General features: G+C 39.1%; 19 protein-coding genes. 5 read left to right on the top strand and 14 right to left on the bottom strand.

Going from position 1 to position 21,866, the window contains the following annotated elements:
* The first annotated feature begins 15 nt into the window (after positions 1-15).
* A complete protein-coding gene (locus LB465_RS06910) occupies positions 16-744 on the top strand; it encodes a TonB family protein (RefSeq protein WP_224468588.1) in 729 nt (242 codons plus the stop codon).
* Here the strand turns inward: LB465_RS06910 and LB465_RS06915 are convergent, their stop codons facing one another.
* Positions 745-2,289 (bottom strand): hypothetical protein, encoded by a 1,545-nt coding sequence (locus LB465_RS06915; protein ID WP_224468590.1) that lies wholly within the window; start codon positions 2,287-2,289, stop codon positions 745-747.
* Positions 2,290-2,436: 147 nt separating this feature from the next.
* Between LB465_RS06915 and LB465_RS06920 the strand changes: the two genes are divergently transcribed.
* From LB465_RS06920 to leuB, 4 genes are all read left to right on the top strand, one after another.
* Entirely contained in the window at positions 2,437-3,609 is a 1,173-nt protein-coding gene (locus tag LB465_RS06920) for a 2-isopropylmalate synthase (protein WP_224468593.1), read from the top strand.
* A gap of 46 nt (positions 3,610-3,655) precedes the next feature.
* Complete coding sequence (gene leuC, locus LB465_RS06925) at positions 3,656-5,038, top strand: 3-isopropylmalate dehydratase large subunit (protein WP_224468595.1); 1,383 nt, start codon at positions 3,656-3,658, stop codon at positions 5,036-5,038.
* Between the two features lies 1 nt (position 5,039).
* Complete coding sequence (leuD, locus tag LB465_RS06930; RefSeq protein WP_224468597.1) at positions 5,040-5,654, top strand: 3-isopropylmalate dehydratase small subunit; 615 nt, start codon at positions 5,040-5,042, stop codon at positions 5,652-5,654.
* 137 nt (positions 5,655-5,791) lie between these two features.
* A complete protein-coding gene (gene leuB / locus LB465_RS06935; protein ID WP_224468599.1) occupies positions 5,792-6,907 on the top strand; it encodes a 3-isopropylmalate dehydrogenase in 1,116 nt (371 codons plus the stop codon).
* 174 nt (positions 6,908-7,081) lie between these two features.
* Here leuB and argH read toward each other — a convergent pair whose 3' ends face one another.
* From argH to ilvB, 13 genes are all read right to left on the bottom strand, one after another.
* A complete protein-coding gene (gene argH, locus LB465_RS06940; protein WP_224468601.1) occupies positions 7,082-8,359 on the bottom strand; it encodes an argininosuccinate lyase in 1,278 nt (425 codons plus the stop codon).
* Between the two features lie 165 nt (positions 8,360-8,524).
* Complete coding sequence (locus LB465_RS06945; protein ID WP_224468603.1) at positions 8,525-9,598, bottom strand: M20 family metallo-hydrolase; 1,074 nt, start codon at positions 9,596-9,598, stop codon at positions 8,525-8,527.
* Positions 9,598-10,377, bottom strand: coding sequence for an acetylglutamate kinase (gene argB, locus LB465_RS06950; protein WP_224468606.1), 780 nt, complete (start codon positions 10,375-10,377; stop codon positions 9,598-9,600). Before argB ends, LB465_RS06945 begins: the two co-directional genes overlap by 1 nt.
* Positions 10,378-10,405: 28 nt before the next feature.
* On the bottom strand, positions 10,406-11,380 hold the full coding sequence (locus LB465_RS06955; RefSeq protein WP_224468608.1) for an N-acetylornithine carbamoyltransferase: 975 nt from the start codon (positions 11,378-11,380) through the stop codon (positions 10,406-10,408).
* A 182-nt stretch (positions 11,381-11,562) separates the two neighbouring features.
* Positions 11,563-12,690 (bottom strand): aspartate aminotransferase family protein, encoded by a 1,128-nt coding sequence (locus LB465_RS06960; protein ID WP_224468610.1) that lies wholly within the window; start codon positions 12,688-12,690, stop codon positions 11,563-11,565.
* Between the two features lie 2 nt (positions 12,691-12,692).
* Positions 12,693-13,487 (bottom strand): pyrroline-5-carboxylate reductase, encoded by a 795-nt coding sequence (gene proC, locus LB465_RS06965; protein ID WP_224468890.1) that lies wholly within the window; start codon positions 13,485-13,487, stop codon positions 12,693-12,695.
* Between the two features lie 119 nt (positions 13,488-13,606).
* Entirely contained in the window at positions 13,607-14,569 is a 963-nt protein-coding gene (gene argC, locus LB465_RS06970) for an N-acetyl-gamma-glutamyl-phosphate reductase (protein ID WP_224468612.1), read from the bottom strand.
* Entirely contained in the window at positions 14,566-15,753 is a 1,188-nt protein-coding gene (locus LB465_RS06975) for an argininosuccinate synthase (protein WP_224468614.1), read from the bottom strand. Before LB465_RS06975 ends, argC begins: the two co-directional genes overlap by 4 nt.
* Positions 15,754-15,866: 113 nt before the next feature.
* Complete coding sequence (locus tag LB465_RS06980; protein ID WP_224468616.1) at positions 15,867-16,502, bottom strand: GNAT family N-acetyltransferase; 636 nt, start codon at positions 16,500-16,502, stop codon at positions 15,867-15,869.
* Positions 16,503-16,836: 334 nt separating this feature from the next.
* Positions 16,837-18,111 (bottom strand): threonine ammonia-lyase IlvA, encoded by a 1,275-nt coding sequence (gene ilvA, locus LB465_RS06985; RefSeq protein WP_224468618.1) that lies wholly within the window; start codon positions 18,109-18,111, stop codon positions 16,837-16,839.
* 1 nt (position 18,112) lies between these two features.
* Positions 18,113-19,588: a ketol-acid reductoisomerase gene (gene ilvC, locus LB465_RS06990; protein ID WP_224468620.1), complete on the bottom strand. Its 1,476-nt coding sequence runs from the start codon at positions 19,586-19,588 to the stop codon at positions 18,113-18,115.
* A 9-nt stretch (positions 19,589-19,597) separates the two neighbouring features.
* Positions 19,598-20,128 (bottom strand): acetolactate synthase small subunit, encoded by a 531-nt coding sequence (gene ilvN, locus LB465_RS06995; protein ID WP_224468622.1) that lies wholly within the window; start codon positions 20,126-20,128, stop codon positions 19,598-19,600.
* The gene (ilvB, locus tag LB465_RS07000) at positions 20,128-21,861 is read right to left on the bottom strand and encodes a biosynthetic-type acetolactate synthase large subunit (protein ID WP_224468624.1); all 1,734 of its coding nucleotides are present in this window, start codon (positions 21,859-21,861) and stop codon (positions 20,128-20,130) included. The genes ilvN and ilvB overlap by 1 nt, the downstream gene beginning before the upstream one ends.
* Positions 21,862-21,866 lie beyond the last annotated feature (5 nt).

The raw sequence follows: 21,866 nt of genomic DNA on the forward strand, positions 1-21,866 counted from the left end.
ACACCTAAATCACCTATGAAGAATTTTTACTTAAGCTTAATCTTTACCGCAATTTCAATTTCTGCTTTTTGTCAGGATACCATTTATATGGATAAAGACTATCAGGAGCTGGACACAAATGAAGATGCAAAATATTTTAAAATCACTACTCCTGCTTCTGAAAGTGATGCAGAATTTTTAAGAACTACCTATTTTATAGACGGCACGAAAAAAGCGGAGCAATCTTTTAACCTTAAGGGAAAAACAAAAGTTTACCATGGATTGCATAAACACTATTATGAATCTGGAGAGTTATTTTACCAACTTCCCTATAAAAATGGAAAAAAGCACGGGAACCTTGTTGCCTATTGGGAAAATGGCGAAAAAAGACGCCAGGATCTTTTTAAAAGAGATAAACTGAAAGAAGGAAAGGTGTGGAATGAAAAAGGAGAAGAACTTGATTACTTTGCATATCTTATTCCAGCTTCATTCCCTGGCGGAAAAGAAAAATTACAAGCTTTTTTAAAGAAAAATATCAATATGCCGCAGGAACAAAAAAGAGGAGTTTCAGTAAGAGTTGTTTTAAGATTCACTATAAATCCTGAAGGCGATCTTTCAGAAATTCAAATTATTGAAGGCGCTCCTCATCGATATAATGCAGAAGCCGTTAGGGTTTTGACTCAAATGCCACAATGGAGCCCAACCCAACATTTTGGAAAATCGGTTGCAACGAGGTATAGTTTGCCTATAATTTTTCAAAAGTAACTAGCGACTCACCAACGCAACTTTTTCAGCAATTACATCGGCCACAGGGCGGTTTTCTATTTTGCTTTCCAACCAGGAAAGGATATCAAGATAGAGAAACGCCCTGCGTTCGTATGGATGGTCTTCATATTCTTTTAATTTGGTGTGCAACTTCTTGAATTCATCCTTGATTTCCAAAGGAGAAACTTCTGGTAGATTTCTTAGAAAACGAATCATCTCTTTCTGCACCTCATGTAAGTCGTTCATCTTAATCAAAAACTTATAGGTAGATTTTACCAAACGGTCTAAATGATAGTCAAGCCCTGCTTCGTAATGGGCAACCAGGCTCAAAATCCGGGCAAAACACATAAGGTCTTCCCGCATTTCCAACGATTTATTATTAATGATTTTATTAAGGAATTCTATACATTTTTTATTGTTTCCGTCACCAAAATATAGACAGGCAATTTTATAGTAAAACACCATAATATGATGCTCATCAATACGGTCCTGATATTTTTTTATCCGCTTCTGAATTTTCTCCACCAATTCATCTCCATTGGCAAAATTGCCTTGCATAAAGCGCAAATTCAGTTTATTGGAATATAAATAAAGAAAAGCCAAAGCCTTGATATTATCATCGTCAGGGATTTTTACATCCTTCAGCATCCCTTCAAGATTCTTAAGTGTTTTTTCGAATAAATTGGTATGGTTCAAGTAAAATAAAGATTCCAATAAATAATGATTCCCCTTTAAATAGGATACCGGATGTATAGGAACCAAATGCTTGTGCTCGTTAAAAAGGTCTATCCATTTCATAGAGTAGCGGTAGCATGACAGAAAATCCTGGGTGATAAAACTAAACCATAAATGAGCTTTATACAGCCACAATTTTTCTCTAAAACCTATATTTTTAATTTGATATTCCGGTAGGTTTTGATAAAAATAATTTCTGATGCTCTCGGCCTCCTCCTGGGTTCTGGCGTAACCCATTTTCAGGAAAATAGCGTATAACTGCAAAGACAAATTCGAAAGTTTACTGGATATCAAATTAAGGTCGCTCAAATCACGCGTTTGCTGAATTAGGCTTTCGGCCCGGTTTTCTATACTTCGGGTGATATATTGCGATTCTATTATTTTTTCAAGCTCCAGTATCTCATAGGCCAGGTTTTTTTCTTCATATTCAAGCGCCTGTACTTTTATCTTATCCAGCAATTTCAGACTTTGTTTGTATAAGCCTTTTCGGTAAAGGATATAAGCAAAATCAAATTGCTCTCTAATTTGTACCGGAATACTCTGGTGCGCAGGGTTAAGCCTTAGACTAATAAGAATTTGCTTGTATAAATGGGCCTTTACATTAGATAATTGTTGCTTACTAATTTTTGTTTTTAGAAGAATTTCCTTCTCATTATATTTTTTCAGTTTGGTCATTACCTTAAATAAATTCAGAAATTTACTATCGGTGTTCACACCAATTCTTCCAACATACAATGAAAATTGTCGCTTTTCTGAAGGTGAAAGTGACTTTATCAAAGAAAATAAGTTATCAGTTAAATCATTAGTCATTGTAACAGAATCGTTTATAAAACACTGATTTACAGTGATATTACATCTTAATTTTTAATTTCATTATCGTAATGACCTAATAGGCAAAGGTCCGGAGTGTATAGATTAACAATACTTTAGTTAAAGATAAAGTAAAAAAAATCTCTTATGAGCACAGAAAAGGTAGAAATTTTTGACACGACGTTACGAGACGGAGAGCAGGTTCCAGGTTGTAAATTGAATACGGCCCAAAAACTTAAAATTGCTGCACGCCTTGATGAGCTGGGAGTAGATGTTATTGAGGCAGGTTTTCCTGTTTCCAGTCCCGGCGATTTCCAATCGGTTTATGAAATCTCTAAACTGGCAAAGAATGCCGCTGTTTGTGGACTCACACGTGCTGTTAAAAAAGATATCGAAGTTGCTGCTGAAGCTTTAAAATATGCTAAAAAACCGCGTATTCATACCGGTATTGGTACATCAGATTCTCATATTAAATATAAATTCAACTCTACAAGAGAAGAAATTATTGTGCGTGGTGTGGCCGCTGTTAAACATGCTAAGAATTTTGTAGACGATGTTGAATTTTATGCTGAAGATGCCGGAAGAACAGATAATGAATTTCTTGCACGAGTTTGTACCGAAATGATCAAAGCCGGAGCAACTGTTCTAAATATCCCTGATACTACCGGATACTGCCTTCCCGATGAATACGGAAGAAAAATAAAATATCTAAAAGACAACGTGAAAGACATCGATAAGGTTAGAATTTCCTGCCATTGTCACAATGATTTGGGTCTTGCTACAGCCAATGCTATTGCAGGTGTGCAGAATGGTGCACGCCAAATAGAATGTACCATCAACGGGATTGGGGAGCGTGCCGGGAATACCGCTTTAGAAGAGGTCGTCATGATCTTAAGACAACACCCAACCTTAAATTTAAACACAGATATAGACCCAAAATTCCTTTTTGATACCAGTTGCATGGTTTCTAGAGAAATGGGAATGTTCGTGCAGCCAAATAAGGCAATTGTAGGCGCTAACGCCTTTGCTCATAGCTCAGGAATTCATCAGGATGGAGTGATTAAAAACCGTGAAACCTACGAAATTATTGATCCTGCAGAAGTTGGTGTAACCGAATCGGCGATTGTACTTACCGCAAGAAGTGGAAGAGCTGCTTTGGCCTATAAAGCTAAGAAAATGGGATATGATTTAACTAAACTTCAGTTAGATCAGGTATATGCTGAATTCCTAAATTATGCTGATGCCAGAAGATGCGTAGAAGACAATGATATTCACGAAATTATGGAAATTTCAGAAAGAAAAATAAGGGCTATTGCCTAATAATCCTGCAAAAGGTTAATTACAAACTAGGATTGAATTTATAAAAATGAAGAAAACTTTATTCGATAAAATTTGGGATTCCCATGTGATAGAATCTATACCCAATGGTCCCGATATTTTGTATATCGATAAACACTTAATACACGAAGTCACGAGTCCGCAGGCTTTTAACGAGTTGAAAGAACGTGGGATTTCGGTATTTAGACCAGATCAAATTGTAGCGACAGCAGATCATAATACCCCGACTGAAAATCAGCATTTACCGGTTAAAGATTTGTTGTCTAGAAAACAACTTAAGGAATTAACCCAAAATTGCGAAGAAAATAATATTACGCTTTATGGTCTTGGCCATCCTTATAATGGAATTGTTCACGTAATGGCTCCTGAATTGGGAATTACCCAACCGGGAATGACAATGGTTTGTGGCGACAGCCATACCTCTACTCACGGCGCATTCGGAACTATTGCCTTTGGAATTGGCACCAGTCAGGTTTCCCAGGTTTTCGCCAGCCAGTGTGTTCTGGTTCAAAAACCAAAGAAATTACGCGTAAATGTAAACGGAAAACTCAAAAAAGGGGTTTTACCTAAAGATGTGATCCTTTATATAATCAGCAAACTTGGGACAAATTCTGGAACTGGATATTTTTGTGAATACGCTGGAAATGTTTTCGAAGAGATGTCTATGGAAGGCCGAATGACGGTTTGTAATATGAGTATTGAAATGGGCGCCCGTGGTGGCTTGATCGCTCCAGATGAAACGACTTTTGAATATGTAAAAGGTAAAGAGTTTGCACCCAAAGGGGAAAACTTTGAAGCAGCACAAGCTTATTGGAAGACATTAAAAACCGATGAGGACGCCGAGTTTGACCAGGAATATTCTTTTGATGCCGAAGATATTGAACCGATGATCACCTACGGAACAAATCCCGGAATGGGCATAAAAATCACTGGTTCCATTCCAATGGAGGGTGGAAAAAGCGATGCAAAAGCTTTAGCCTATATGGGCTTTAAACCCGGAGAATCTTTACTTGAAAAAACTATTAACTGGATTTTTATTGGTAGTTGTACCAATTCCAGAATTGAAGATTTTCGCCAGGCAGCGGCTTATATAAAAGGTAAACAAAAAGCTTCAAATGTAAATGCACTAATTGTACCCGGTTCGCGCCAGGTAGCCGCCCAAATTGAAGCCGAAGGCTTACGGGAAGTTTTTGAAAATGCCGGTTTCACCCTTAGACAACCAGGTTGCTCGGCTTGTTTAGCAATGAACGATGATAAAATTCCTGCAGGCGAATATTGCGTTTCTACCAGTAACAGAAATTTTGAAGGAAGACAGGGACAGGGTTCCAGAACAATATTAGCAAGTCCGTTAACTGCCGCAGCCACGGCTGTTTCAGGAAAATTAACCGACTTTACAAAACATTTAAATTAAGATGGAAAAGTTTATCACATTAACCGATACAGCGGTTCCTTTAGAGATAGAAAACGTAGACACCGACCAGATTATTCCGGCCAGGTTCCTAAAAGCTACCGACAAGGCCGGTTTTGGAGAAAATCTTTTTCGGGACTGGCGTTTCGACAATAACGACCAGCCAAATCCTGAATTCGCATTAAACAAACCGGAATATAAAGGTTCCATCCTGGTAGCGGGAGATAATTTTGGATGCGGTTCCAGCCGGGAACATGCAGCCTGGGCAATTAAAGCCTATGGATTCACCGTGGTTGTTTCGAGCTATTTCGCCGATATTTTCAAAGGAAATGCACTTAACAACGGTTTGCTTCCGGTTCAGGTAAGTCCGGGATTTTTGGATGAGCTATTCATTGAAATCACCAAAGATCCTTCCGTAGAAATTAAAGTCGATCTGGAAGCTCAAAAGATCGGGATTCCAAAGAAAGATATTTCAGAACATTTTGAGATTGATCCGTATAAAAAAACCTGTATGATTAATGGTTTTGACGATATAGATTTCCTGGTAAGCAAACTGGACGCGATTAAAGAATTTGAACAGAAAAAATCACATAAAACACAAGCAACCACACCCTTGTAGTTAACCGTCAAGCTGAACTTGTTTCAGCTTCTAATATGTTGAATAACTAAAAAACTTAGATCCTGAAATAAATTCAGGATGACGCAGACAAAAAAATTTTATAAGCATATAAAAACCACACATAAAGAAGAAGAAAAATGAAATTAAAAATAGCAGTCTTGCCCGGAGACGGGATAGGCCCCGAAATTACACAGCAATCAGTTAAAGTTTTAAAAGCTGTAGCAGATCGATTCGATCACCACTTTCAATTTGAAGACGCCTTGGTAGGTGCGGCAGCAATAGATTTGCTGGACAATCCGTTACCTGAAGCTACGCTGGAATTGTGCAAGAAATCTGATGCTGTGTTATTTGGGGCAATAGGACATCCAAAATACGACAATAATCCAGATGCAAAAGTTAGACCTGAGCAGGGGCTCTTGCAGCTAAGAAAAGGCCTCGGACTTTTTGCCAATATTAGGCCGGTAAAAGCATACGACAAACTTATAGAACAATCGCCCTTAAAAGCTGACCGCATTGCAGGCGCCGATATGGTAATTTACCGCGAACTTACCGGCGGAATTTATTTTGGCGATAAATTTACTGCAGAAGACGGCCAGAGTGCTACCGATGTTTGCACCTATTCGGTAGAAGAGATTTCACGGGTAGCTAACCTGGCTTTTAAGGCTGCAGAAAAACGTTCAAAAAAATTAACCCTGGTGGACAAAGCCAATGTTTTAGAAACTTCCAGGTTATGGCGTAAAACTGTTACTGAAATTGGAAAAGATTATCCCGATGTGGAATTGGATTTCCTTTTTGTGGATAACGCTGCAATGCAAATGATTTTGAACCCAACCCAGTTCGATGTTATTCTTACTGAAAATATGTTTGGCGATATTCTTTCTGATGAGGCCAGCGTAATTGGTGGTAGTATCGGCCTACTGGCATCAGCCTCAGTAGGAAAAGAAAGCGCAATGTTTGAACCTATCCACGGTTCTTATCCGCAGGCAACCGGAAAAGGAATTGCTAACCCGGTAGCCTCCATTTTATCAGCTGCGATGCTTCTAGAACATTTCGGACTTATAGAAGAAGCCGAAGCAGTTAAAAAAGCTGTAGAACTTAGTATTAAACTAAATGTTTGCACCATAGACATTAACAAAGACAACCATTATACCACAGAAAAAGTGGGTGATTTCCTTGAGGGGCTTATCAGTGAAGTTGATAATATTAGCATCAACAACGAAAACCTGAACCTTGGGCAAATGACTATTATTTAAGATTATTTTTCTTCATTTATGTTTTGACCTCTCGCATTTCGTGTGGTTTTGCGGGAGGTTTTTTAGTGATACCCACTAGACAGGCGTTTGAAAGAACGTCTGTCTAGTGCTGGTTGAACTATCACGACTGAAGTCGGGATCCAATTATTCTTCACTATCAGCCAAATCCAAATATTAAACCTGATCCTTTTTCTTTCTAATTTCCTCCAATGCAAGATTATCCTTACTACCCAGGTGTGAATGTTTCTTACCTCCAGTAGCTTCATAGGTTCCTTCCTCAACCTGCCCACCGATTATTTGATAGGCTTCTCTAAACGATTTGCCCTGCATCACCAAATCGTTAATACTATCTACTGTAAACAGATATTTATATTTTTCATCCTGTAAATTGATATCTTTAACTTTAATTAAAGCTATAGAATGGATAAAAACATCCAGGATTTCTTTAATATTTTCAACCGCATAAATGCTATTTTCCTTGATCAATTGATAATCCCTGTGATAACCACTTGGTAAATTATTGGTGATTAAAATCATCTCGTTCGCGATGCTCTGGAGTTTATTGCATTTTCCACGTATCAGTTCGAAAACATCGGGGTTCTTCTTGTGCGGCATAATACTGGAACCGGTGGTGAGCTCATCAGGAAAAGTGATAAAATCAAAATTCTGACTCATATATAAACAAATATCCATTGCAAACCTGGAAAGCGTATTGGAAACCGAAGCGATATTCGAAGTCACCGTTCGCTCGCATTTCCCACGACCCAATTGCGCAGCTACTACGTTGTATTTTAAAGTTGAAAATCCCAACTCTTTGGTCGTAAATTCCCGGTCTATAGGAAATGAAGAGCCATATCCAGCAGCAGATCCCAACGGATTCTGGTCTACAACTTTTAAACCGGCATCTAGTAAATAAAGGTCATCAATAAGCAATTCTGCATAAGCCGAAAACCATAAACCAAAACTTGAAGGCATCGCTACCTGCAAATGTGTATATCCCGGAAGAAGTTTTTCCTGATGTTTATCTGCAAGTCCTAAAAGTACATCTACGAGGTTCTTTGTCTTAACGGAAATTTCCTGTAGATTTTCTTTAAAGTACAATTGCATGGCCACCAAAACCTGGTCGTTTCTGGATCGCGCGGTATGGATTTTTTTACCGGTATCCCCCAATGCTTTGGTTAGTTCAAATTCAATTTTAGAATGTACATCTTCAAAAGCCTCTTCAATCTTAAAAGTTCCGTTTTCAAGTTGTTGCTGAAGTTTAGACAGTTCCCTTTCAATATCTTTTACTTCGTCTGAAGTCAGGATTCCGACTTTACCAAGCATTTTAGCATGCGCTTTTGATGCTTTTAAATCGTATTCAGCAATATGCATATCCAGCTCCCGGTCGTTTCCCACCGTGAAATTTTCAATCTTTTTATCTATAGCTAATCCTTTATCCCAGAGTTTCATAATTTTATTTTTTCAGTCGAAGTCTTTTAAATTGAGTTATACGCGTCATCCTGAATCTGCCCGTTCGTTTAGGCGGGTTTATTTCAGTATCTAAGCTTTTAGAATCCTGAAGAAATTAGAAGCTGAAACAAGTTCAGCTTGACGAAAATATACCTTCTTCTTGGTTTAATATTTTCTAAAAGCCTTTTCAAGCAATTTTATATAAGTTTCAATCCCCTCCTCTATTTCATTCACATAAATAAATTCATCTGCGGAATGCGACCTGGTGGAATCACCGGGACCTAATTTTAAGGAAGGGCATTTCAGCATCGCCTGGTCTGAAAGCGTTGGTGAACCATAGGTTTCCATTCCTAACGCAATTCCAGCCTTAACCAGCTCGTGATCTGGAGGAATAGAAGACGAATTCAACCGAAGCGAACGGGCGGTAATTTCATCTACTGGCGCTCTTTCCTGAAGAATTTGATCAATTTCAGCATTCGAGTAAGCATCATTCACCCTAACATCGATTACCAGATCTACGTGACCCGGAACTACATTATGCTGGCTCCCGGCATTCATCTGGCTTACGGTAAGTTTTACTTTTCCCAAAGCTTCCGATTCCTTTGGAAAATCAAACTCCTCAAACCATTTTAAAACATCAGCGGTTTTATAGATTGCGTTGTTATCGTTGGGATGCGCGGCGTGTGAGGGAGTTCCCTTTACTTTTGCATCAAAAACCACCAGGCCTTTTTCGGCAATGGCCAGTTGCATTAAAGTGGGTTCGCCAACAATAGCTACATCAATTTTTGGCATTTTTGGCAACATACAGGCAATCCCGTTTTCCCCGTTAATTTCTTCTTCCCCGGTTCCGGCAAAAATCAGGTTATATTTCAGGTCTTTGGCTTCGTAATACCACGTAAAGGTTGCAAGTAAGGACACCAGGCAACCACCCGCATCATTGCTACCTAAACCATATAATTTTCCGTCCTCAATTTTAGCTTCAAAAGGATCTCGTGTGTAAGCTGAATTCGGTTTTACCGTATCATGATGGGAATTAAGCAGCAAGCTGGGTTTATCTGCATCAAAATACTTACTGGTAGCCCATACATTATTTAAATGTCGAAAAAAAGTCATGTTCTTTTCTCTAAACCAGTCACCCAGCAAATCGGCCGTTTTAACTTCTTCTTTCGAAAAAGACTGGGTAGCAATAAGCTTTTTAAGTAATTCTATCGCATCATTTTGTAATTCTTCGAGCTTCATTAGTTACTGATTTTAGTATAAACAGATTCATTTTTTAATAACCTGAAATCACCAAGAAATATATTCTTCACACCACCTTCCAAAGCCTGGAAACAATTGTGTAGTTTTGGTAACATCCCGTCACTGATTACTTTTTCTTCGAGTAATTCCTTATATCTTTTCCTGGTAATTTTTTCAATTACCGAATCATCGTCTTCTGCATCGGCTAGTACGCCTTTTTTTTCGAAACAAAAGTAAAGTTCGGTTTCATAAATTGAGCTCATTGCTTTAGCGATTTCTGCAGCAACAGAGTCCCCATTGGTATTGAGGAGCAATCCATCTTCTGTACAGGAGATAGCCGAAAAAACCGGCGTTATCTGTTGTTTTAAAATTGAATTTATAAATTCTGAATTAACCCTCTCAACGTCCCCAACAAATCCAAAATCAACTTCCTTAACAGGGCGTTTTTTGGAAACAATGCTCATCCCATCTGCCCCACAAAGGCCCAGTGCGTTATTCTGAAGAGCCTGGAGCTTAGCTACGATGCTTTTATTTATAAGTCCGCCGTAAACCATGGTAATCACTTTAATCGAATCGGCATTGGTAATTCTACGCCCCTCAAACATCTGGGTTTTATAACCGAGTTTTCCTGCAATTTCAGTAGCCAGGTTTCCCCCGCCGTGAACCAAAATCTTCGGACCTTCCAAAGCCACAAAATCATTTAGGAATTCAGCGAATTTCACTTCATTTTCAATAAGCTTCCCTCCTATTTTTATAACTTTTAAAACCTCTTTTTCCATATTATTTCAAATTGTAACCTTCTAGCGGTTAAGCATTTTTTCCTAACTCACTTTCTTTCACTTTTTCCTTTAAAATCCTTTTTAAAACAGCTTGTGCGGCAAAAGTTCGATTTCCTGCTTGTTGGATAACGACTGAATTATCAGAATCCAAAACATCATCGGCAATCACCATATTTCGTCTAACCGGCAAACAATGCATCACTTTTGCATTATTAGTTTTTATTAATTTTTCTGCGGAAAAAGTCCAGGTTTTGTCCTCACTTAATTTCTGCCCATAAGTTTCATAACTGCTCCAGTTCTTTACATACACAAAATCAGCATCTTTTAAAGCCTCGTTCTGGTTATGGATTACAGGAACATTTTTAGTGATTTCAGGATTCAAATCATAGCCTTCGGGATTGGTGATTACAAAATCAACATCCAGTTTTTGCATAATTTCGGTAAAAGAATTGGGTACGCTTTGAGGTAATGTTTTTGGGTGTGGTGCCCAGCTAAGCACAACTTTTGGCCTGTCTTTTTTCTTTAATTCTGAAATTGTTATCGCATCGGTAAGCGCCTGCAATGGGTGGCCTGTAGCGCTTTCGAGGTTTACTACGGGAACCGAAGCGTATTTTTTAAAACTATTCAATACCGTTTCAGCTTCATCTTTTTCTTTGTCCTGCAGATCCGGAAAAGCCCTTACCGCAATGATATCGCAATACTGCGACAATACAGCTGCTGCTTCTTTTATATGTTCAGCTTTATCGGAATTCATTAGGGCACCATCTTCAAATTCCAGTTTCCAGCTGTCACTCCCGGCATTCATAACCATCACGTCCATTCCAAGTAATTTTCCCGCTTTTTCAGTACTTAAACGCGTTCGCAAACTCGGATTAAAAAAAAGCATCCCCAGGGTTTTCCCTTTACCTATTTCCAGTGAAGAAGAAGCTTTTTTTAGCTCCAGCGCTTCGGTGATTAATTGCTGTAAATCTTCTATATCTGATAATTCGGTGTAATTTTTCATTCTATTTTCTTTCTTTTGAATCAATCTAAAAGTTCTCAATCTCGTCATCCTGAATTTATTTCAGGATCTAACATATTAGAAGCTGAAACAAATTCAGCTTGACGATTTTTTTGAAAGTGATTCTTTTAATACTGAAATCACTTAATTAACTAAATCTCGCCTTTGTTCGACGTGGTAGTTGTTCAATTTAAAACAATCTTCAAAGCTTTAAATAACTCATCAAAATGTTCTATTTTAATATTTAAAGGCGGTAAAATCCGTAACAATTTTTTGTTTGCAGAAGCACCCGTAAAAATTTGATGTTTAAACAAAAGCTCTTTTCTTAGCTGCGCGATCTCAAAATCGAATTCCAGGCCAATCATTAATCCGCGGCCTTTGATTTTTTTAATCTGAGGAATTTCCGCTGCTTTCTCCTTTACATATTCAAAAAGTTCAGTGGCATTTGCCAAAAGATTCTCTTTTTCAATAACTTCCAAAACCGAAATCCCAGCAGCACAGGCCAAATGATTTCCACCAAACGTAGTTCCCAGCATTCCAGATTTTGCCTGAATAGATTTATCGATTAAAATCCCACCAACCGGAAATCCATTGCCCATTCCTTTCGCTACAGAAATAATATCAGGACGAATTTTGTGTTTTTGAAAAGCGAAAAAATCACCCGTTCTACCATATCCTGACTGCACTTCATCAGCAATTAAAACCGATTTGTATTTTTTACACAATTCAGCGATTTTTTCATAAAATTCAGTAGATGCCTCATCCAGCCCGCCAACTCCCTGGATCACTTCAAAAATAACCGCCGCAACATCGCCTTTTTTCAACTCACTTTCAAGGGCTTCAGAATCTTCAAAACCAAGTTTGGTCGCTTTATGATTCTGGTTAAACGGGGCTTTGATATTTTCATTATCGGTCACCGCAACAACTCCGGATGTCCTTCCGTGGAATGCTTTATCAAAATAAATAATCCTATCCTTTCTGGTGTGAAAAGAAGCGACTTTCAAAGCATTTTCATTTGCTTCAGCACCCGAATTACATAGAAACAAGCTGTAATCTGTTACCCCCGAAAGCTTTTCCAGTTTATCGGCAAGTTCCTCTTGTAAAGGGTTTTTAACCGAATTTGAATAAAAACCGAGTTCGCCAACTTGTTTAGAAACTGCATTTACGTAAGCGGGATGCGAATGCCCTATAGAAATTACCGCGTGACCACCGTAGAGGTCTAAATATTTCTTGTTTTCTTTATCGAAAACATAAGCACCATCACCCCTAATTGGGGTAATATCATAAAGCGGATAAACATCAAATAAGTCCATATTTAATCGGTTGTAATCGTGTTTATTTTCTTGAATGAAGCCTGGATCCCTTTTATTAAAGACGAACTCAGGCCGTTATGTTCCATTTCGTTTAATCCTTCAATCGTACAACCACGGGGCGTGGTTACCTTATCGATTTCTTCTTCGGGATGTTTGCCTGATTCTATAAGCAAGCTGGAAGCTCCCAAACAGGTTTGCATAGCAAGTTGCTGTGCATCTTTTGCATCAAAACCAAGTTGCACCGCTCCCTGGGTGGTGGCGCGTATAAGACGCATCCAGAAAGCAACTCCGCTGGCACAAATAACCGTGGCGGCCTGCATTTTATTTTCAGGAATAATAATACTTGTGCCCAAACGATTAAAAATAGCCTCGGCAATAGCGATTCGTTTTTTCCCTTTTTCGTTACTGCAAAGACAGGTCATTGATTTTCCAACAGCAATAGCTGTATTGGGCATTGACCGAACAATAAATTGTTCTTCCCCAACAATAGCCTCAATAGCATCAATTTTAAATCCTGTAATTGTGGAAATAAGCACATGCTTTTCATGAAGATCGTCTTTAATTTCTTCCAGGATCCGCTGCATTTGAGTGGGTTGTACCGCAAAAATCAGGATATCTGAATGCTTCACCGCTTCGCGGTTATCGTTGGTGACCTTAACCTTGGCATATTCCTCATATTCCTGAATTTCTTCAGTCTTTCGTTTGGTGAGGTACAAGGTGGTAAACGCATTGTTTACAATAAGGCCTTTCGCAATGGAAAGTCCCAGGTTGCCTGCTCCTATAATGGCTATTTTCATTGGTTTGGTTTTAGTTGATCGCTTGGCCACGAAATCACTAATATCTTTTGCCAAACCTCATAGGTTTTCAAAACCTGTTAGGTTTAAACATATACAATTCGTGTATTAGTGGCTATTTTTTAAAAATAACTGGCTTTTAATTTTAATCCTGAAGTCTCTTCAAAGCCAAACATCAGGTTCATATTTTGAACAGCCTGCCCTGAAGCACCTTTCAGTAAATTATCAATAATACTCGTAATCAAAATTTTATCATCGAATTTCTGTATTTTCAGAAGGCATTTATTAGTATTCACCACTTGTTTTAAATGTAAATCTTCCTCAACTACAAACGTAAAAGCCGAATCCTGATAAGTTTCGGAATACAGCGCTTTAGCCTCTTCTAAATTTCCTTCAAATTTGGTGTAAGCCGTGGCGTGGATTCCCCTGGAAAAATTCCCCCTGTTCGGAATAAAATTTATTTCCGGGAGCTTATTATTCTGAAGTAACTTTAGGCTCTGCCCTATCTCATTCAAGTGTTGGTGCTCAAAAGCTTTATAACTGGAAAAGTTATTATCCCTCCAGGTAAAATGCGTAGTGGAAGAAAGTGAAGTCCCAGCGCCCGTTGCCCCGGTAACCGCGTTAATATGCACATCTTCTTGCAATAATCCGGCTTTGGCAAGTGGCAAAATCGCCAGGCTAATTGCTGTTGCAAAACAACCGGGATTAGCGATAAGGTCGGCTTTCTTTATCTTCTCTTTATTGAATTCAGGCAGGCCGTAAACAAAAGAGTGTTCTCCACTCATTCTATAATCGGTACTCAGATCTACGATTTTGGTATTTTCTGAAAACTGATTCTCAGCAAGAAATTTCACTGAATTTCCATGTCCCAGGCACAAAAAAACCACGTCAACATTTTTATTGATTTCCCCGCTGAATTGCAAATCGGTTTCGCCCAGTAAATCCTGATGTATCCCCGCCACCGGTTTTCCGGGTTGGGAAGTGCTGTAAACAAAATCCAGTTTAGTTTCAGGGTGATTGATAAGTATCCTAATGAGTTCCCCGGCCGTATACCCGGCCCCGCCAATTATTCCTGCTGTTATCATTTCCCTTCTTTTACATGTTGGTAGATCTTTCCGGCATTCGATAGGATTTTTATAAATCCTTTTGCATCATCTGCCGTCCAGGCTTTATTTTCTTCGCCGTAATTTCCGAAGCTGGAATTCATTAAATCGTTTTGAGATTTAATTCCATCAAGTGTAAATCGATATGGATGCAGCGTTACAAATACTTCGCCGCTAACCTGCTGCTGGGAACTTTCTAAAAAAGCCTCCAGATCTCGCATTACAGGCTCCAGGTACTGGCCTTCATGCAAGTGCGTGCCATACCAGTTAGCCAGGTAATCCTTGTGTTGTAATTGCCATTTACTAAGGGTATGTTTTTCCAGTAAATGATGGGCTTTTATGGTGATAAGCGCAGCTGCAGCTTCAAAACCAACCCTTCCTTTTATTCCTATAATCGTATCGCCAACGTGAATATCACGGCCAATGGCATATTTTGAAGCTATGTTTTCAAGGATTTCAATATTCTTTTCCGGAGAATTTTCTTTGCCATTTACTGCGGAAATTTCTCCCTTTTTAAATGTCAAACCAATCTGTATGGCTTCTTTCTCCTGAAGTTGGGAAGGATAAGCACTTTCAGGTAAAGGTTTTTCTGAAGTTAGCGTTTCCGCCCCTCCTACACTGGTTCCCCAAAGGCCTTTGTTCACCGAATATTTTGATTTTTCCCAATTCATTTCAACTCCATTCTCTTTCAGGTATTCAATCTCTTCCTGACGGCTGAGTTGCTTATCCCTGATTGGCGTGATAATTTCAATTTCAGGAGCGATAATTTGAAAGATCATATCAAACCGCACCTGGTCGTTTCCGGCGCCTGTACTGCCATGGGCAATATACTTAGCATCGATTTTTTTTGCATAATTAACGATCTCTATGGCCTGTACTATCCTTTCTGCGCTTACCGAAAGCGGATAAGTATTGTTTTTCAAGACATTTCCGAAGATTAAATATTTTACCACCTTTTGGTAAAATGAAGAAACCGCATCGATATTTTTATAGGTCTTTGCTCCTATTTTTTGTGCATTTTCTCCAATTTTCTTCACTTCTTCTTCTGAAAATCCACCTGTATTTACGCTCACTGCGTGGACTTCAAAATTTTCTTCTTTAGACAAATATTTTGCGCAGTAAGAAGTATCCAAACCTCCACTGTATGCTATAACTACTTTTTTCATTTGATTTATTTCGATTTTAACGTCATCCTGAACTTGATTCAGGATCTAACTAACTTAGAAACTGAAACAACCCCGAAGTTTCGGAACAGGTTGACGATCAATAAGTTTAATTTTTAACTCCCGTTTTTTTCTTTTTTGTAAAACAAGGTCTGTTTTATATTCTTCAACCTTTTAAAAGCTTTATCATTAAAGCTTTCTTTTTTGTCTTCTTTCTTTGTATCCTTTTTTCTTTCTGGATCATACATCATTCCAGTACAGAGGCACATATTACGTTCGGTTCTGGTTAGAATATCGTAATTCTTGCAGGTTTGACAGCCTTTCCAAAATGCGTCATCATCGGTAAGTTCAGAAAAGGTTACGGGTTGATATCCAAGTTCGTAATTTATCTTCATCACGGCCAGGCCGGTAGTGATCCCGAATATCTTTGCATTGGGATACATTTTCCTGGAATGGTTAAAAACCACCTCTTTGATGTCTTTGGCCAATCCCTGGTGCCTAAAATCTGGGTGTACAATTAAACCTGAGTTCGCCACATACCTATCGTGGCTCCAGGTCTCGATATAGCAGAAACCGGCGAATTTTTCGCCGTCTAAAGCAATAACCGCATTACCCTTCTCCATTTTTCCAATGATATATTCAGGGGTTCTGCGGGCAATGCCCGTGCCTCGAACCTTTGCAGATTCTTCTATGGTTGTACAAATAATCTCAGCGTATTGAGCGTGAGATTTATTAGCAATGACAATCTTCATTTGCTAAGAAATTAGTGAGAAAATAAATTTGATTTGTTTTTTTGAAAGGGGAACCGGACTCACCTAAGTTCCATTAAATTATACACGCACCGAGGTGCGACGCGGGAAGCGGCGGCGAACAGGTATAATTTCAGAAATGATTCTGAAATTTAAATTGGACGGTATATTTTGTGGATCTCTCAAGTTATAATTAAAATCAAATAATATTAAAAAAGAATAATGAAATTTACTTCTTACCTGCGGCGGCGCGGGAAGAAGCGAAAAACGGAAAATATTATTTGTTTCATTGAAAGCATATTGTAAATGTACATAATTATTTTAACCAACAAAATATTTATACTAAATACTGAAACAAATTAGGCTTATCATTGAGATATTCCCCGTAAAAATTCTTCGCTTTCATCCTGGCTACCAATGGCTCAAAATCGGCAGGATCGTTTATTTCTATCCCAACAACAGCTGGGGCATTTTCACGATGATGCTTTTTTGAGTATTCAAAATGGGTAATATCGTCTTTAGGCCCCAAAACCTTTTCCAGAAAATCTTTTAAAGCTCCTGCCCGCTGAGGAAAACTAATCACAAAATAATGTTTTAGCCCGGCATACAATAAAGCTCTTTCCTTGATCTCTGCAGTTCGGGTGATATCGTTATTGCTTCCACTCACAATACAAACCACGTTTTTTCCTTTGATTTCTTCAGCAAAAAAATCGAGGGCACTTATGGCCATTGCTCCTGCGGGTTCTACCACTATAGCATCCTGATTATAAAGATCAAGGATACTTTGGCAAATCTTCCCTTCCGGAACGGTAATCATTTTATCAAGATTTTGCTTACAAATTTCAAAATTTCGGCTCCCGACTTTCTGCACCGCGGCACCATCTACAAAACGCTCAATAGATTTTAATTCTACGAGTTTTCCTTCTTTTAAAGAAGAAGTCATAGAAGGCGCGCCCTCCGGCTCTACACCAATTATTTTAGTATTGGGCGAAAGTTCCTTGAACATAGATGATAATCCGGCTAAAAGTCCGCCCCCGCCAAGGGGTGCAAAAACATAATCTATAGGTTCAGTGGCTTGTTCCAGGATTTCCAAACCAATGGTAGCCTGCCCTTCAATCACCTTTTCATCATCAAAAGGATGTATAAATACCAGACCAAACTTTTTGGCGTGTTTTGTTGAACTTTTAAATGAATCGTCAAAAGTATCGCCTTTTAAAACCACTTCTACCCACTCGCCACCAAACATCTTTGTTTGCTCTACTTTTTGCCTTGGGGTGGTAATTGGCATATAGATCACGCCTTTTACCTGCAGTTTATTACAGGCAAAAGCTACACCCTGTGCGTGATTTCCGGCGCTGGCACAAATAACCCCTTTATCCAGCTGTTTCTGCGGAAGACTTGAAATCTTATTATAAGCTCCGCGAATTTTGTAAGAGCGAACCTGTTGCAAGTCTTCCCTCTTCAACATCACATTTGCTGAAAATTTCTTACTATAGGTAAAAGATTGCATCAAAGGGGTTTTTACCACCACTTTGGAGATGCGTTCGGCCGCTTCTTTTACAGCTTTTAACTGAGGTTTATATGTTGTTTTATCTGCCAGCAAAGTATCCATTTTATTCCTGTATTTTTTTCATTGCAGTCATCGCTTTTCTTAGCCTTCCTCCCACCTTTTCAACGGGATGTTGCCTAATATCATCATTAACTGCTATTAACTGCTGATTGTCCACTCCGGTATAATCCGTTCCAAAAGAATGACCTATAACCTCTTTTGGCAAGGCACTCACATAATCTTTAATAAGTGGTTTTGCCGAATGATCGAATAAATAACAACCATATTCTGCCGTGTCAGAAATAATCCTGTTCATCTCGAACAATTTCTTCCTGGCAATGGTGTTGGCGATTAACGGGGTTTCGTGCAGGGATTCATAATAAGCTGAATCTGCAACAATTCCTGCTTCTACCATAGTTTCAAAAGCCAGTTCTACACCAGATTTCACAAAGGCTACCAATAAAACTCCTTTATCGAAATATTCCTGTTCTTTGATTTCTTCAGAAGTTGCTTTAGATTTTTCAAAAGCGGTTTCCCCGGTTGCGGCTCTCCATTCCAGCAATTCTTTATCGCCGTTTTCCCAATCTTTCATCATTCTACTGCTAAAAGCTCCGGAAATAATATCGTCCATATGTTTTTGAAAAAGCGGGCGCATTATTTGTTTTAATTCTTCGGAAATCTCATCGGCCTTGATCTTGGCCGGATTTGAAAGCCTATCCATCATATTGGTAATCCCGCCGTGCTTTAAAGCTTCGGTAATGGTTTCCCAACCATACTGAATAAGTTTCGAGGCAAAAGAAGGTTCAACACCTTCAGCTACCATTTTGTCATAGCTAAGAATAGAACCCGTTTGCAGCAATCCACATAAAATGGTTTGTTCTCCCATTAAATCAGATTTCACTTCAGCCACAAATGAAGATGCCAAAACACCGGCTTTATCGCCACCGGTAGCAACGGCATAGGCCTTGGCCCATTCAAAACCAATCCCCTGCGGATCGTTCTCTGGGTGTACCGCAATTAAAGTTGGCACTCCAAAACCTCGTTTGTATTCTTCCCTAACCTCACTTCCGGGACATTTTGGCGCCACCATAATTACGGTGATGTCTTCCCTAATTTTCATTCCTTCTTCCACGATATTAAACCCGTGAGAGTAAGAAAGCACCGCGTCTTTTTTAATATGAGGTTGAATAGCTTTTATTACCGAAGTATGTTGCTTATCTGGCGTTAGGTTAATTACCAGATCGGCGGTAGGGATCAATTCTTCATAAGTTCCCACCTTAAAATTATTTTCTGAAGCGTTTTTAAAAGACTGTCGTTTTTCCTTAATAGCCCCTTCACGAAGCGCATAAGAAATATCCAAACCACTGTCGCGCATATTCAAACCCTGGTTAAGGCCTTGTGCACCACAGCCCACAATCACTATTTTTTTCCCTTTTAAAGCAGCCACTCCATCGCTGAATTCATCACTACCCATAAATCTACAGGTTCCCAGCTGGGCTAATTGTTCACGTAAAGAAAGGCTGTTAAAATAATTCGTCATCACTTTTATTTAATTGGTTGTATCAAATTTTTCTAAAATGTTCGAGATTGGCATTTCGTTTTTGGTCACGGCAATAGTGCCGGAACGTACAAACTGCATCAATCCATAAGGTTTTAATTTTTCGTAAAGGCTATCGGTTTCGTGACGTTTTCCGGTTTTTTCTATCACAAAAAACTTGGGAGTAACCGTCACGATTCGAGCGTTAGATTCTTTTATAAAATCCTGGATATTAAGATCTTCAACAAAATCTGCTGAATTTATCTTATAAAGTGCCGTTTCCTGGTAGATCATTTCATCATCGGTATGATAGAAAGCTTTAATTACTTCAATTTGCTTTTCTATTTGTCCCGCGATCTTTTTAACCTGATCTTCAGTGACCTGCACCACGATTGTAAAACGCATTACCCCATTTACTTCGCTTCTGGAAGCGGTAATACTCTCAATATTGATGTGCCTTTTTTGAAAAATAGCCGCAATACGGCTCAAAAGGCCTATGTTGTTTTCGGTATAAACCGAAACTGTGAAATCTTTCTTTTCCATTACTCTAATCTTATGTCTGAAACTGAAGCCCCGGTAGGTACCATCGGGAATACATTTTCTTCCTGTTCAACTTTTACTTCAAGGAAATAAGCTTCTTTAGACTCCATCATTTCCGTAACGGCCTCTTTTAGATCTTCTCGCTTACTTACCTGTTTTGCTTTAATATGGTATCCTTTGGCAATTGTTATAAAATCGGGGTTTACCATCTCTGTGGACGCATAGCGTTTCTCGAAAAACAACTGCTGCCACTGGCGTACCATTCCAAGAAAATCATTATTTAAAATCACGATTTTCACCGGTACTTTAGTCTGAAAAATCGTGCCCAGCTCCTGAATGGTCATTTGATAACCACCATCGCCAATTACGGCTACAACATCCCGATCTGGTGCGCCCATTTTAGCGCCAATAGCTGCCGGAAGCGCAAATCCCATAGTTCCCAAACCTCCGGAAGTTACATTGCTCCTGGTTTGGTTGAATTTAGAATAGCGGCAGGCCACCATTTGATGTTGCCCCACATCTGAAACAATTACCGCATCGCCTTTGGAGCATTTATTGATCTCATCAATAACTTCAGCCATTCCAATTTTGCCGCGTTCAGCATTTAGATCATTTTTAATGATTTTATCGAATTCAATTTGATAATAATCTTTAAATTTTTGATGCCAGGCTTCGTGCTTGTTCGGTTTTAAATGCTCCAATAAGATTTTAAGGGTTTCATTTACATTCCCTAAAACCGGGATATCCGCATGTACGTTTTTATTAATTTCTGCGGGATCAATTTCAAAATGGATCACTTTGGCCTGTTTGGCATATTTCTCCAGGTTTCCGGTTACCCTATCGTCAAAACGCATCCCGATAGCGATCAATACATCGCATTCGTTGGTTAAAACATTTGGGCCGTAATTGCCGTGCATCCCAACCATTCCCACATTTAGCGGATGATCAGTTGGCATAGCGGAAAGCCCTAAAATGGTCCACGCAGCCGGAATACCCGATTTCTCAACCACTTGTTTAAATAGTTCTTCAGCCCCGCCTAAAATCACACCCTGACCAAAAACGATCATAGGTTTTTTAGCATTGTTAATCGCATCAGCAGCCCTTTCTAATTCTGATAAGTTTATTTCAGGCTTAGGTTTATAACTTCTAATACCGGAGCATTTTTTATAAGTAAATTCCAGTGAAGCAAACTGTGCATCCTTGGTAATATCGATTAAAACCGGCCCCGGTCTTCCCGAGCGCGCAATGAAAAATGCTTTTGCCAGAATCTCTGGAATCTCTTCAGCTTTAGTAATCTGATAGTTCCACTTGGTTATTGGCGTAGAAATCCCAATGATATCGGTTTCCTGAAAAGCATCGCTTCCCAGTAAATGTGAACCTACCTGCCCGGTGATACAAACCATGGGGGTTGAATCTATTTGTGCATCTGCAATTCCCGTAACCAGATTTGTAGCCCCAGGACCCGAGGTAGCCATAGCAACGCCCACTTTTCCACTTACCCTGGCATAACCTTGCGCGGCGTGTGTTGCGCCTTGTTCGTGGCGCGTGAGGACGTGGTGAATTTGGGTTTGGTATTTATACAATTCATCGTAAACGGGCATAATTGCTCCGCCGGGATAGCCGTAAAGCGTATCCACACCTTCTTCCAACAAACATTTTATCACTGCTTCAGCACCTGAAACCTTGGTTGTTTTTGGAGAAGAAACTTTTTCGAAACTAGCTGTTTTAACTTCCATAATTC

This window comes from Salegentibacter lacus (genome assembly GCF_020164555.1).
In the GTDB taxonomy this organism is placed as follows: domain Bacteria; phylum Bacteroidota; class Bacteroidia; order Flavobacteriales; family Flavobacteriaceae; genus Salegentibacter; species Salegentibacter lacus.

Bases quoted from the DNA above. Each gene is read 5' to 3' on its own strand.
- LB465_RS06975 (WP_224468614.1), bottom strand. From the start codon at position 15,753: ATGAAAAAAGTAGTTATAGCATACAGTGGAGGTTTGGATACTTCTTAC.
- argH (WP_224468601.1), bottom strand. From the start codon at position 8,359: ATGAAACTCTGGGATAAAGGATTAGCTATAGATAAAAAGATTGAAAAT.
- ilvC (WP_224468620.1), bottom strand. From the start codon at position 19,588: ATGACGAATTATTTTAACAGCCTTTCTTTACGTGAACAATTAGCCCAG.
- argC (WP_224468612.1), bottom strand. From the start codon at position 14,569: ATGATAACAGCAGGAATAATTGGCGGGGCCGGGTATACGGCCGGGGAA.
- ilvA (WP_224468618.1), bottom strand. From the start codon at position 18,111: ATGGATACTTTGCTGGCAGATAAAACAACATATAAACCTCAGTTAAAA.
- argB (WP_224468606.1), bottom strand. From the start codon at position 10,377: ATGGAAAAAGAGGTTTTAAAAGTTATAAAAATAGGAGGGAAGCTTATT.
- LB465_RS06915 (WP_224468590.1), bottom strand. From the start codon at position 2,289: ATGACTAATGATTTAACTGATAACTTATTTTCTTTGATAAAGTCACTT.
- LB465_RS06920 (WP_224468593.1), top strand. From the start codon at position 2,437: ATGAGCACAGAAAAGGTAGAAATTTTTGACACGACGTTACGAGACGGA.
- LB465_RS06910 (WP_224468588.1), top strand. From the start codon at position 16: ATGAAGAATTTTTACTTAAGCTTAATCTTTACCGCAATTTCAATTTCT.
- ilvB (WP_224468624.1), bottom strand. From the start codon at position 21,861: ATGGAAGTTAAAACAGCTAGTTTCGAAAAAGTTTCTTCTCCAAAAACA.
- LB465_RS06945 (WP_224468603.1), bottom strand. From the start codon at position 9,598: ATGAAGCTCGAAGAATTACAAAATGATGCGATAGAATTACTTAAAAAG.
- proC (WP_224468890.1), bottom strand. From the start codon at position 13,487: ATGAAAATAGCCATTATAGGAGCAGGCAACCTGGGACTTTCCATTGCG.
- ilvN (WP_224468622.1), bottom strand. From the start codon at position 20,128: ATGGAAAAGAAAGATTTCACAGTTTCGGTTTATACCGAAAACAACATA.
- leuD (WP_224468597.1), top strand. From the start codon at position 5,040: ATGGAAAAGTTTATCACATTAACCGATACAGCGGTTCCTTTAGAGATA.
- LB465_RS06980 (WP_224468616.1), bottom strand. From the start codon at position 16,502: ATGAAGATTGTCATTGCTAATAAATCTCACGCTCAATACGCTGAGATT.
- leuB (WP_224468599.1), top strand. From the start codon at position 5,792: ATGAAATTAAAAATAGCAGTCTTGCCCGGAGACGGGATAGGCCCCGAA.
- LB465_RS06955 (WP_224468608.1), bottom strand. From the start codon at position 11,380: ATGAAAAATTACACCGAATTATCAGATATAGAAGATTTACAGCAATTA.
- leuC (WP_224468595.1), top strand. From the start codon at position 3,656: ATGAAGAAAACTTTATTCGATAAAATTTGGGATTCCCATGTGATAGAA.
- LB465_RS06960 (WP_224468610.1), bottom strand. From the start codon at position 12,690: ATGGACTTATTTGATGTTTATCCGCTTTATGATATTACCCCAATTAGG.